Origin of the sequence: Phaeobacter sp. JH20_26 (genome assembly GCF_048056275.1) — a bacterium.
Lineage (GTDB): Bacteria > Pseudomonadota > Alphaproteobacteria > Rhodobacterales > Rhodobacteraceae > Phaeobacter > Phaeobacter bryozoorum.
In genome coordinates, this window is record NZ_JAYMWL010000013.1 from 635,128 (window position 1) to 647,488 (window position 12,361).

12 protein-coding genes are annotated in these 12,361 nt (G+C 60.1%); 1 reads left to right on the forward strand and 11 read right to left on the reverse strand.

All coding sequences use genetic code 11. The features are described from left to right. Window positions 1-5: 5 nt before the first annotated feature. Window positions 6-1,274, reverse strand: a complete 1,269-nt coding sequence (gene clpX / locus VWY60_RS08820) for an ATP-dependent Clp protease ATP-binding subunit ClpX (protein ID WP_340545311.1) — start codon at window positions 1,272-1,274, stop codon at window positions 6-8. 140 nt (window positions 1,275-1,414) lie between these two features. Beyond that, a complete protein-coding gene (locus VWY60_RS08825; RefSeq protein WP_340545310.1) occupies window positions 1,415-2,047 on the reverse strand; it encodes an ATP-dependent Clp protease proteolytic subunit in 633 nt (210 codons plus the stop codon). A gap of 273 nt (window positions 2,048-2,320) precedes the next feature. Here VWY60_RS08825 and VWY60_RS08830 point away from each other — a divergent pair, with 273 nt between their 5' ends. Beyond that, the gene (locus VWY60_RS08830) at window positions 2,321-3,328 is read left to right on the forward strand and encodes a GlxA family transcriptional regulator (RefSeq protein ID WP_416538633.1); all 1,008 of its coding nucleotides are present in this window, start codon (window positions 2,321-2,323) and stop codon (window positions 3,326-3,328) included. A 56-nt stretch (window positions 3,329-3,384) separates the two neighbouring features. Here the strand turns inward: VWY60_RS08830 and VWY60_RS08835 are convergent, their stop codons facing one another. The 9 genes from VWY60_RS08835 to soxX all read right to left on the reverse strand — a co-directional run bounded on the left by VWY60_RS08835 (window position 3,385) and on the right by soxX (window position 12,294). Continuing rightward, on the reverse strand, window positions 3,385-4,194 hold the full coding sequence (locus tag VWY60_RS08835) for a lytic murein transglycosylase (protein WP_416540788.1): 810 nt from the start codon (window positions 4,192-4,194) through the stop codon (window positions 3,385-3,387). 181 nt (window positions 4,195-4,375) lie between these two features. Continuing rightward, entirely contained in the window at window positions 4,376-5,626 is a 1,251-nt protein-coding gene (locus VWY60_RS08840; protein ID WP_416540302.1) for an Hsp70 family protein, read from the reverse strand. 184 nt (window positions 5,627-5,810) lie between these two features. Then, window positions 5,811-6,842 (reverse strand): c-type cytochrome, encoded by a 1,032-nt coding sequence (locus VWY60_RS08845; RefSeq protein WP_416540789.1) that lies wholly within the window; start codon window positions 6,840-6,842, stop codon window positions 5,811-5,813. 61 nt (window positions 6,843-6,903) lie between these two features. Beyond that, window positions 6,904-8,175 (reverse strand): sulfite dehydrogenase, encoded by a 1,272-nt coding sequence (gene soxC / locus VWY60_RS08850; RefSeq protein WP_416540303.1) that lies wholly within the window; start codon window positions 8,173-8,175, stop codon window positions 6,904-6,906. A 76-nt stretch (window positions 8,176-8,251) separates the two neighbouring features. Beyond that, the gene (gene soxB, locus VWY60_RS08855; protein WP_416540304.1) at window positions 8,252-9,949 is read right to left on the reverse strand and encodes a thiosulfohydrolase SoxB; all 1,698 of its coding nucleotides are present in this window, start codon (window positions 9,947-9,949) and stop codon (window positions 8,252-8,254) included. A 98-nt stretch (window positions 9,950-10,047) separates the two neighbouring features. Next, a complete protein-coding gene (gene soxA / locus VWY60_RS08860) occupies window positions 10,048-10,899 on the reverse strand; it encodes a sulfur oxidation c-type cytochrome SoxA (RefSeq protein WP_416536194.1) in 852 nt (283 codons plus the stop codon). A gap of 73 nt (window positions 10,900-10,972) precedes the next feature. Then, window positions 10,973-11,302, reverse strand: a complete 330-nt coding sequence (gene soxZ / locus VWY60_RS08865) for a thiosulfate oxidation carrier complex protein SoxZ (protein ID WP_416540305.1) — start codon at window positions 11,300-11,302, stop codon at window positions 10,973-10,975. A 49-nt stretch (window positions 11,303-11,351) separates the two neighbouring features. Next, complete coding sequence (gene soxY, locus VWY60_RS08870; RefSeq protein WP_340545303.1) at window positions 11,352-11,768, reverse strand: thiosulfate oxidation carrier protein SoxY; 417 nt, start codon at window positions 11,766-11,768, stop codon at window positions 11,352-11,354. A gap of 49 nt (window positions 11,769-11,817) precedes the next feature. Continuing rightward, the gene (soxX, locus tag VWY60_RS08875; protein WP_340545302.1) at window positions 11,818-12,294 is read right to left on the reverse strand and encodes a sulfur oxidation c-type cytochrome SoxX; all 477 of its coding nucleotides are present in this window, start codon (window positions 12,292-12,294) and stop codon (window positions 11,818-11,820) included. Window positions 12,295-12,361: the final 67 nt, after the last annotated feature.

Here is a 12,361-nt window from a genome sequence, read left to right on the forward strand (position 1 = left end):
AAAGCTTAACCAGCTGTCGCCGACTCTTTTTCGGCGTCGGCGTGGATCATCAGCGGTTGTGCGTCCGAGTTCACAGCCTCTTCGTTCACGACCACTTTCTCGACGCTGTCCATTCCCGGCAGCTCAAACATGGTGTCGAGCAGGATATCCTCCAGAATGGAGCGCAGACCACGGGCGCCGGTTTTGCGTTCGATCGCTTTCTTCGCAATCGCACTCAGCGCTTCCTCGGTAAAGTCCAGCTCGGTATCTTCCAGCTCGAACAGGCGCTGATACTGTTTGACCAGAGCATTCTTCGGCTTGGTCAGAATGGTGATCAGCGCGTCCTCATCCAGATCTTCCAGTGTTGCCAGAACCGGCAGACGGCCGACGAATTCCGGGATCAAGCCGAATTTCAGCAGGTCTTCAGGTTCAAGCTTCTTGAAGGTTTCACCGACACCCGCATCGCTGTCATCACGCACATCCGCGCCAAAGCCCATGGCCGAGCCCTTGCCGCGCTGTTTGATGATCTTGTCGAGACCGGCGAAGGCGCCACCGCAGATGAACAGGATATTGGTGGTGTCCACCTGCAGGAATTCCTGCTGCGGATGCTTGCGCCCGCCCTGCGGCGGCACGCTGGCCACGGTACCTTCCATCAGCTTCAGCAGCGCCTGCTGCACCCCCTCGCCCGACACGTCGCGGGTGATCGAAGGGTTTTCCGACTTGCGGGTGATCTTGTCGACCTCGTCGATGTAGACGATGCCGCGCTGCGCACGTTCGACGTTGTATTCCGACGCCTGCAACAGCTTGAGAATGATATTCTCGACATCCTCGCCCACATAACCGGCTTCGGTCAGCGTGGTCGCATCCGCCATGGTGAAGGGCACATCCAGAATACGCGCCAGCGTCTGCGCCAGCAGCGTCTTGCCGCAGCCGGTTGGGCCGATCAGCAAAATGTTGGATTTTGACAATTCGATGTCCGAACCCGCCTTCTGAGCGTGATTCAGGCGCTTGTAGTGGTTGTGCACCGCAACAGACAGCACCCGCTTGGCCATTGCCTGACCGATCACATAATCGTCAAGGACCTCGCAGATGTCCTTCGGCGTCGGAACGCCGTCGGTGGACTTCAGCCCGGAGGCCTTCGTCTCTTCGCGGATGATGTCCATGCACAGTTCGACGCATTCGTCGCAGATGAACACGGTTGGGCCCGCAATAAGCTTGCGTACCTCATGCTGGCTCTTGCCGCAGAAGCTGCAATAAAGCGTGTTCTTACTGTCGCCGCTTGAGTTCGTTGCCATGGTCTACCTTTCCGTCCAGGGCGTGCATGCGCCTCCTGCGCCACCCGTAATATTGGCAGCTTATGCCACAGGCACAGCAGCCACAATCGCAAAGTGTGCCCCGATGACGACGGGGCACACCTGCCAGCTCACACCGCTGATCAGCTGTCCTCGTCGTCCAGCTTGCTGCGGTTTTCGACGATTTCGTCGATCAATCCGAATTCCTTCGCCTCTTCGGGAGACATGAAATTATCCCGCTCCAGCGCGTTCACGATCTTGTCGTATTCCTGGCCGGTGTGCTTGACGTAGATTTCGTTCAGACGCTTCTTCAGCTTCAGGGTCTCCTCGGCGTGGATCATGATATCCGTCGCCTGCCCTTGGAAGCCACCGGAGGGCTGATGCACCATGACGCGGCTGTTGGGCAGCGAGAACCGCATCCCCGCCTCACCCGCCGTCAGCAGCAGCGAGCCCATGGAGGCCGCCTGGCCGATCACCAGTGTCGAAACCTTCGGCTTGATGTATTGCATGGTGTCATAGATCGACAGACCCGAGGTCACAACGCCGCCGGGGCTGTTGATATACATCGAGATCTCTTTCGACGGGTTCTCCGCCTCAAGGTGCAGCAGCTGGGCCACGATCAGGGAACTCATGCCGTCGTGAACCGGGCCGTTAAGGAAAATGATCCGCTCCTTCAGCAGGCGCGAAAAGATATCATAGGCGCGTTCACCGCGGCTGGTCTGTTCCACCACCATCGGCACCAGCGTGTTCATGTATGTTTCTCTTGGATCGACCATATTGACCTGCCTGCTTTGAATTGTATCGGCATCATAGCCGACTGAGTATTACCCGAGTCTTAGTGCCGCCACATTTGGGCTGCAAGGGGCGGCGATTGTTTTTGCGCTGGCCTGTGCCCTGCACCCGAATGCGGCCTCGGTGGCGCAAACAGTCAGGTCCGCGTCGAAAACCATCGCCCCGCCGTCGCAAAAGGTGGGATGCAGGCCGCAGATCGGGGTTAACTAGCAAAGATCACAGACCCAACCGAAACCGGTGTGTTACAGGTTCCCGAAATGATCGATGACTATTTTGTGCAAAAAGGGGCGTCGGCCAATCTGACGATCCCCTTTGACGGTGAGCCGCAGGATTTCTATTTCCTGCTGCTGCCGAAGGCGACGATGCTGCCCATCGCGGCCGCCGTCGAGCCGTTGCGCATTGCCAATCAGGTCACCAATACGCAGCTCTATCGCTGGTATGTGATGACACCGGATGGCGAACCGATCCGCTGTTCAAACGGGATGACCATCACGCCGGACCTGCCAATGGGTCCGCTCCCGGGGGATGCTCTGGCTTTTGTCTGCTCGGGCGTGGAACCGCAGAATGCCGCCAGTGAAGCGGTGTTGAACTGGCTGCGGCGCGAACGCCGCTTTGGCCGCTCGATCGGCGGCATCTGCACCGGGGCCTTTGCTCTGGCGCAGGCTGGGCTGCTGGGCGAGCATCGGTTCACCCTGCACTGGGAGAACCAGCCCGGTTTTGTCGAGAGATATCCGGACCTGCTCCCATCGCCCCGGATCTTTGAAATCAGCGATACTCTGATGACATGCGGCGGCGGCAATGCAGCCACAGATATGATGCTGAACCTGATCGAGGAACGCCATGGCAAGCAGCTGGCGATCATTGTTGCCGACATGTGCCTGCATGTGCGTACCGGCGGGCAGAGCACACCGCAGAAGTCCAATTACGCGGTCGCAATCGGCAGCCGCAACCAACGGCTGCTGAACGCGCTTCAGCTGATGCAGGAATCAATTGAGGAGCCACTCTCAATCGGCGAGCTCTGTGATCGGCTGGATATCTCGCGCCGTCAGCTGGAGCGGCTGTTTGCGCGCTATCTCGACCAGAGCCCGATGCATGTCTATTTCGACATGCGGCTCAGCCATGCCTTTGCGCTGATGAACGAGACCTCGATGTCAGTGACCGAGATCGCGCTTGCGTCTGGCTTCAACAGCGCCACGCATTTCTCGCGCCAGTTCAAACGCAAGTTCGGCGCCAGCCCGCATTTTTTCCGCAAGGGGTGGAACTGAGCCGCAGCAGCCGCCGACAGCAGCAGCCCCCCGTTGCGGATGAGCAGGCGGTGTCCTCAGCCGTCGATCTTGCGCCCCATGATGGCCAGCGACTGCTGGTAGACGGTTGCCGCATTCCATTCCTTCAGCACACGGTAATTCGGCTCCCCCTGTTGGTAGCCACGCCCGGGTTTCCAGCCTTTCTTGCGCAGGAAATGGGCGGTTGAGGCCAGCGCATCCCCCATGTTGTAGAAATCCACCCGCCCGTTGCCATCCCAGTCCACACCGTAGTTGAGCGCATTCCCCGGCAGGAACTGGGTGTGCCCCAGTTCGCCGTGTTTGGCGCCTTTGGTCGCGCTGGTAATGGCGCCCTGATCCACCAGTTTCAGCGCACCAATGGCATGGGGTTTGAAGAAATCGGAGCGGCGGCAGTCATAGGTCAGCGTCACGATGGCCGAGACCACCTGACTGTCACCCATGTAATTGCCAAACGCAGTTTCCATACCGTGAATCGCAATCAGGATCCCGGCCGGAACCCCGAACTTGCGTTCCAAGGCGGCAAAGAACTCCGCATTGCGTGCCTTGCGCTTGCGGCCTTGGGCGATGATCGTATTGGCGCCGCGGATCTGCATGAATTTCTCAAGAGAATAGCGAAAGCTCTTCTGGTTGCGATCTGCGGCGATGGTGCGGCTGGCGTAGCTGGTATTGGCCAGCGCGTTCAGCCCGGCCTGGCGGACGCCGGCGCGTTGCGCCTCCTGGGCGAAATCGCGTTTCCAGGTCTCAAACCCGGCAGAGGTATTGCCGCAGGATGCCGCCATCGCGGCAAGGGGAAGGCCAGAGGCCAGTATCGCGGCGGCTGCGATGGCTGACAGTCGACAGCTGAGCAGCAGCGGCGCTCGACGATGAGTGGTGGTGGCATCTGAGGAGAAGGGGCGAAACAACTGGAACATCTTAAAAAACCTGAATCCGAAGCTTATGGGCTGAACCTTCAGTCTAGCTGAAATCTGCGTCGAGACCAGCCATCAGATCACCCCGGCGCAGGCCTATGTCCGACGTCAGTTCGCGGCCTCAGGCAAACGCGCTGCCCGCAGCCAGCGCCAGACCATCAGCGACAGCTGTCATCGCGTTCTCTGAATATAGCTCAGCGCGCGGACAGAGCTGCTGCATCTGCGTCTGCACCGCCGCAAGCAGGGCCGAACCCCCGACCAGAACCACTCGCGTGACCTGATCACCGCGCAGATCCGCCCGATGAAGGGTCTCGCGGGCGCAGGCGGTGATCTCCTCGATATCGCTCGCCAGGCTCTGCTCAAGCGTCTGCGTGTCCAGGGGCACCGACAGCCCCGGTTCCAGAACCTTCAGATCAATCACCGCGCGGCGGCGATCTGGGTGATTGACCGCGATTTTGCCCCGCTCAACGGCAAAGGCCAGATCGTGCCCCAGCTCATCTTCCAACACGGAGACAAGCCGTGCCAGTTTTTCAGGTTCTTCGGCATTGCGCGCCAGATCCTGCGCGGCGCGGCGGCTGTCGGCAGCATAGAGGAACGGGATCATCTGCCAGGTCGCCAGATCGTTGAACAGGCGGTTGGGTGCAGGCAGGCTGCCGCCGCCAAAACTGTTGCGAATGGCACTGCCGCGCCCCAACAGCGGCATCACGTAATCAATGCTCAGCTGCCGGTCGAAATCGGTCCCGCCAAGACGCACGCCATGCGAGGCCAGAATACGCGCGGTCCCATCCCGTGACTGCTCAAAGGTTGTGAAGTCCGAGGTGCCGCCGCCGATATCAACGATCAGGCCGATGCCGGGCTTGGGCTGTGCCGAGCGCAGGGCCGCTTCGGGTTCCAGCATGAAACGGACCTCCTCAAACCCTGCGGCCAGATAGCAGGCGCGCAGGTCCACTTCGGCCTGGGCATCGCGGGCTGCATCCTTGCTGTGAAACAGCACCGGACGGCCTGACAGCGCATGGCTGAACGACTGGCCGGTTGCCGCCTCTGCCCGGGTCTTCAGCTCGGCCAGGAAACGGGCCACGATAGTGACAAAATCGACCAGTTCACCATTCAGACGACGCTTTTCATACATCAGCGGCGTGCCGAGCAGGCTTTTCAAGGCACGCATGAAGCGGCCTTCGTCCCCATTGATCAACGCGCGGGTTGCTGGCCGCCCGATAATCATCTTGCGACGATCAGGATCAAAGAACACGGCCGTTGGCAGCGTGGTTTCCCCCGGCTCGATCTCCACCAGCCAGGGTCGTCCGTTGACCGCAACACCGGCTGCCGAGTTGGAGGTGCCAAAGTCGATTCCAAGGGTGTTGGGAGTGGTCATGTCTGACACCTGTCGCTGAGAAAGAACCGGCGTGAGTATCTGAAGACGTTGTGCAAAACAAGTGTTCAGACAGCGGCGGAACGACACAACTCTGGCGGAACGCAAACCACCCCCGCGATAGCCATCGCGGAGGTGGTGGGAGGCAGGCATCGCCTGACGCCCGCACTGAGGAGTGCTGGCGGGGTCAGTCGGCGGTTGCGGCCTTCAGATAAGCGATCACCGCTTCGATATCGGCGTCTTTCTTCAGCCCGGCAAAGGACATCTTGGTCCCTTTCATGTATTTCTTCGGATTTGCGAGAAAGGCCGCAAGCGCGGCCTCATCCCAGACCAGCCCATTTTCTGCCGCCGCTAGCAGCGCCTTGGAATAGCGAAACCCATCAACATGGGCGGCTGGCGCGCCGATGATTCCGTTCAGGATCGGACCGGTTTTCGATTTCGCGCCCGCGCCGATCTGGTGGCAGGATTTGCATTTGCGAAAGGTCTTCTCGCCCTTTGCGACCAGCTCAGGGTCTGGGCCGATGTCTGGGGTAGCCTCTGGGGCGACGGCCTCTTTAACGGACGCGCTGTCTGCCTCTGCGACGGGCACGGCCGGTTCGGCTGCCGTGTCCGCTTGTGTCTCAGCGGCATCGGTTTCGTCCGGCGTAACATCCAGCACCATGGCGCGCATGGTAATCTCGACGCTGTCCTTGCAGCTCTCCATGCAGGGCTCCGGGTTCCAGAAGTGCTTTTCCGCCTCCTGACGGTCGTCCAGGATAAAGCCGTCCGCATTGGGCAGCTGCACCCCGGCAAAGGTTTCGTCCGACAGCACAAACTCATCATCGACCAGATCGTTGGAATAGAGGATATAGGCGACAATCGCATAGACCTCATCCGGGGTCAGAGATTGTGCGTCGCCAAAGGGCATGGAACGGTTCACGTAATCCCACGTGGTCGAGAGATACGGCCAGTAGCTGCCGACAGTTTTCAGCGGATCGTCATGGTCGAGCGTGCCCTGCCCGCCCGCGAGCTTGGGCCAATTGCCCACACCCTCGGCGAAATCGCCGTGGCAGACCGCGCATTTTTCGGCAAAGACCTCCTCGCCGGCGAAGACATCGCCCGAGCCTTCGGGCAGCCCGGTGCCATCGGGAGAGACATCGAGATCCCAGGCCGCGATTTCCTCCGGCAAGGCCGGGCGACCGAGGCCGAATTTTTCCGCCGCGGCTGGCGTCACGACCATCGTGGAAACGACAGCCGCTGCAAGCAAGCTCCGCCTCCCCTCGGTGGGCTTCATCACCACTTCAAGAAACCTCGACATTTTCCGCCTCCCCGTTTGCCTTGACCCACCAGGTCTGGATGGCGTTGTTGTGATAAATCGAATTCAGCCCCCGCACCTCACGCAGCTGCGCCTTGGTTGGCTGCACATAGCCCGAAGCGTCGCGGGCCCGGCTTTGCAGCAGCATCTCGGACCCGTCCCAGTTGATATCCAGATAGAACCGGGTCAGCGCCTTGTCCGTTCCCGGTGCCGCCAGCCGCGCCTCGGTCCAGGTCTTGCCGCCATCCAGGGACACATCCACGCCAGTGATTGCGCCGCGCCCGGACCAGGCCAGGCCAGTGACCACCAGCGGCCCGGCGCCATGTGTAATCGGTGCCTGAGGGCTTGGGCTGGTCACAACGGATTTTGCGTCCATCTCCCAGGTCCACTTGCGGCTGATGCCATTGGCCAGCGTGTCGGTGTATTTCGAGGTTTCCTCGCGGCTCTCTACCGGACCCGCCATGACCTCGATCCGGCGCAGCCATTTGACCCACATGTTGCCTTCCCAGCCGGGCACCACGAGGCGCACCGGATAGCCGTGCTCCTTGCGCAGCGCCTCACCGTTGGCCTTGAAGGCGACCAGCACGTCGTCCATCGCCTTTTCCAGCGGGATTGAGCGCCCGTTGGAGGACGCATCCGCCCCCTCGACATAAACCCATTTGCCTGCGGGGTTTACGCCAGCTTCCTCAAGCAGGTTGCGCAGCGGGACACCGGAATATTCCATGTTGTGGATCATGCCATGGGTGAACTGCGCGCCATTGAGTTGCGCGCCGGCCCACTCCATGCCGGAATTCGCAGCACATTCGCAGAAATAGACGCGGTTTTCGCGCGGGAAGCGTTCCAGATCCGCATAGGTAAACACCAAAGGCGTGTCGACCAGGCCGTTGATCATCAGCCGGTAGTCATCCTTGCGCAGCTCAATCGCGCCGGAGTGATGACGTTCAAAGGCGCAGCCTTGCGGGGTGATGGTTCCGTCCAGCGCGTGGATCGGCGTGAAGTTGATCGAGCTGATGGTGTCCGCCGTCAGCCACTCCACATTGCGCCGGACCACGTCGCTTTCGTATTTGATCGGCAGGCCGTAGGGGGTGGTATCCACGCCGTCGCCAAGACCGGATGCCCAGTCCTGCACCTCTGTGATCAGCGGGTCGGGTGTCGCGGCGCCAGCAGAACGGCTCGCCACTGCCCCTGCCCCAACCGCCGCAGCACCGGCCAGAAACTGGCGGCGCGACCGGCTGGTTTGCTTCGGTTTATCAGTCATCTCTGATTGCCTCCTTACATCGAAAAATTCACTTTCGTGAATTCATCAGCGCAAAAATTTTTGGCGGATGCCGGGCTTAGGCGCCCGACACCTGCACGGAATTGTTCGGGGAAAGGGTAACGGTGCCCATCTTGCGAATGTGGCTTTCGACCACATCCCAGATCTGCGGCCCCTCGGTCCCTTCATTCACGCTGGCCCAGCCGGCAACGATATAGGTCTTGGCCGGGTCAATCGCCTCGCCGGTCTTCAGCAGTGTCATATTGCTGATCCGTTCGCCCTGCGGCTTGGTGATGTCGATATGGTAGCCCATGCCACCGACGCGCACCATGTCGCCGCCCTGCTGGTAATAAGGGTCGGGATTGAAAATGTTGTCGGCCACGTCCTCCATCACCACCTTCAGGAATTCGCCTGTCATTTCATTGCGATAGGCTGCACCGTAGCTCATCGACGTGACATTCCAGATATCCTCGCGGGTGATGTCATCGCCGGGCAGCAAGGACGGCCCCCAACGCACGCCGGGCGACAGGGCGATATCGGCCTCACGCTCGGTCAGCAGCGCGTCACAGATGAGATCGTCCCAAGTGCCGTTGAAATTGCCGCGCCGATAGAGCAACTCATCAGTCTGGCCGATCACCTCGGCCAGCTCTGCCTCATAGGGCGCGCGCTGGTCGTTGATCAGCTGGCTGATCACCGGATCCGGCGCAATGACGTCGGAAAACACCGGGATCAGCTTGTGCCGCAGCCCCATCAGCTGGCTGTCACGCACGTCCAGATCCACGCGGGAGACAAATTTGCCATTGGACCCAGACGCAACAATGTGGGTCTGACCAACAAGAACCGGTTCCGGTAGCGCATCATGGGTGTGGCCGGACAGGATCACGTCGATGCCACTGACCATACCGGCCATTTTCTTATCAACGTCAAAACCGTTGTGCGACAGCACCACAACAACATCCGCACCAGCGGCGCGTACCTCGTCGACCATCTCCTGCATATGTTCATCGCGGATCCCAAAGGAGTATTCCGGGAACATCCAGCCGGGGTTTGCAATCGGCATATAGGGGAAGGCCTGACCGATCACCGCAACCTTCGCGCCGCCACGGTCGAAGAACTTATAAGGTTTGAACAGCTCAGCCGGTTCATCCCATTCCGCATCAAAGATATTCTGGCCAAGTGCGGCAAAGGGCAGCCCCTCGACGATCTCATTCACCCGGTCCGATCCCAGCGTGAACTCCCAGTGGAAGGTCATCGCATCCGGCTTCAGCGCGTTCATCACATTGACCATGTCCTGGCCTTCGGTGTGATGACAGGTATAGGAGCCATGCCAGGTGTCGCCGCCATCCAGCAACAGCGCATCGGGGCGGTCGGCGCGGATGGCATTGATGATTGTTGCAACACGATCCAGCCCCCCGACCCGGCCATAGCCCTGCGCAAGCGACGCAAAATCATTGTAGGTCAATGCATAAGCTGAGGGGCTGCCATCGGCGATCCCATAGGCCTTGCGGAAATCCGCGCCGGTGATATGCGGAACATGGCCCTTATTCTCACCAACCCCAAGATTGACCGAGGGCTCACGAAAATAGATCGGCTTCAGCTGAGCGTGAATGTCCGTGACATGGATCAGGCTGATGTTGCCATAGGTGTCAAACTGCAGGAGCTGATCCTGTGTCAGCTTCTGCTGCGCTGCCAGTCTGGCCCAGCTGCCAAAACCTGAGGCACCAAACAGCGCTGACGCTGCCATGGAGACCTGCAAGAAATCACGCCGCGAGATCATGGGTTCATCTTCCTACTGAGACACACGACATATTCGCATGTTTGAATGAAATTGAGGGAAACGCGCCCCGCATCATCTCTGACACGGGGCCACGCGGATCAGTTGCGGACAGACGGAGCCTCGACCGAGAGGCCGTTGCCACGCGATGCGACATAGAGCTCCAACGCCACAAACTCAGCCGAACCCGGTTTGTAAGTCTCGGCGCGGGTGTCACGCACGCAGCCTTTGAACCGCGCATGGGCCGTGTTCAGCTTGGTGTTCTTCAAGCGGTAGACCGGGAAGCCATTGATCTGGCCCTGGCTCAGATGGTCGGCGCGGATCATGTTGCCATAGTTGTCTTCATGGCAATTGGCACAGGAGAGTTCCAGCTGACCGGTGCGGGTGTAGTAAAGCTCCTTGCCCTGTTCCCAGGTGGACTGGGCCGGGCCGTCAATGGCCACGTTGACCGGCATCCCGCGCGATTGCACCGAAATCAGCGCTTCCATGGCCGCCATCTTGCCGCTGGTGTATTTCCACTTCTCCGCGCCCATCTGGTTCTCGCGGCAGTCGTTGATCTGCATGACGAGCGTACGCATCTCGCCTGCATCCTCGTTCCACTTGGGGTAAACCGCGCGGACGCCGACCATGCTCTCTTCGACATCGTCGTGGCAGGAGGCGCAGGATTTCTCCGCGGTGCCTTCAACCTTGGACCATGTATCCATTGCCTGATCGACAAAGACCATTGCAGGGTTGTCAAAATCATCCATCTGCAGCGCCTGCGTCTCATCCGAGCGGAAATGCCAGCCTGACATCACCTCGTCCAGCACATCAGCAACATGCGCGGGTGCGGCGGTCTTGGTGACCATTTCGATCTCGTCATTGACGACCAGCGTATCATCATCCGCCTCGGCAAAGGCGGTAACGGGCAAGGCCAGCGCCATGGCAATTGCGGTGATTGCCTTATTATTCATCTTGTTTCCTCCCTTGGGTGGTCGTCCCGCCCGGCGTTCCGGACAGGGCGTTTGCCTATGGATCCGGAAGGGATCAGCCGATCGCGATCGGTTTTTGTTCCGTGTAGACAGAGCCGTCATCGTCGTACCAAGTGAAGATGAATTCACCCGCCTCGGGAACGGTGGCGTCGAACTGGAAGTAAGGGTTGGTGGAAATGGCAGGTTCCATGGCCACATCAACAACGGACTGACCGTTGAACTCGCAGGTAAAGCGATTGATGATCGACCGCGGAATGACGTTGCCTTCCTTGTCCTTGCGCTGACCGCTTTCCATGTTGTGGCTGATCAGCGTCTTGATGGTCACCGCTTCGCCTGCGGCTGCTTTCTTCGGGACTTTGACGCGGGGTTTTACACCGGATGCCATGTCGTTAACTCCTGATATCTATGGGGCGAACCTGACGGACAGGTCGCGCTTAGCCGCCGCAGCCGCCGATGGTCACCTTGACGGTCGCGCTTGCCTTGGCAAAGCTGCCGTCGGCCATTTTGGCAACCGCCACAATGTCTTGCGTGCCTGCGAGGCGAATCCGTGTGGCGGCTGACTGGCTGGCAGCCAACGGACCAAAGGTAAAGGTCGCGACGCCCGGGGTCGGGTTGCCGGTCGCCAGGATCATGATGGCGGAAGCACCGGGCGCATCGACCTCGATCGGTACGGTATTGCCGTTTTCGGCGATTTCGGGCGCGGTCAGTGTCAGGCCGGTGTCAGCCATATCAGCGCCACCCGTGAACTCTGCAATCCGATCCTCGGCTGCAGCAACGACACGCAGGGGCAGCATGGTCAGGGCAGCGGCCCCAAGGCCAAGGCCAAGTGTGTCGCGACGTGAGAACTCCATCGTATGTCTCCTTTGACGTTGATGGCGCAAAAGATCCCGGTCCTTTGCGTCAGTCTTCTTTCAGGGTCGCAAGGAATGCGACCACATCTTCGATTTCCTGGGCGGTCAGGATCGGCGGCAATGGCTCGGTCCCCGCCTCGCCCGTGTAGGCATCGCCCGGCCGGATGAAGCCATCGACCTTGTAAAAGGCGGGCATCATCGTGCCGTCGAATGTCATCTTGGCATTGGCCACCAGACCGCGCAGCTCCGCCTCGCTCCAGCGGCTGCCGGCACCATCCAGCGCAGGGCCGATTTCACCGTGAAACGGCACATCCGACAGCGCGGACACCTGATGGCAGGCCACGCAATTGCCCTTGGATTTATCGCCAACCAGCAATGCGCCGCTGGCGGCATCCCCGGCAGCTCCGCTGAGCGATACGGCAACAGCGCCGTCGTCGTCATAGGCGACCTCTTTCGGCGCGATCTCAGCGGCAAACGCAACTGTCCCGGCCAGACAGGCTGCCAGTGTCAGAGATATTTGCTTCATGTTTCCTCCCATTGGCTCCCACGCGCTTTGGCGTGCTTCGCTGGCGTTTACCCTAGGCGACCTCACC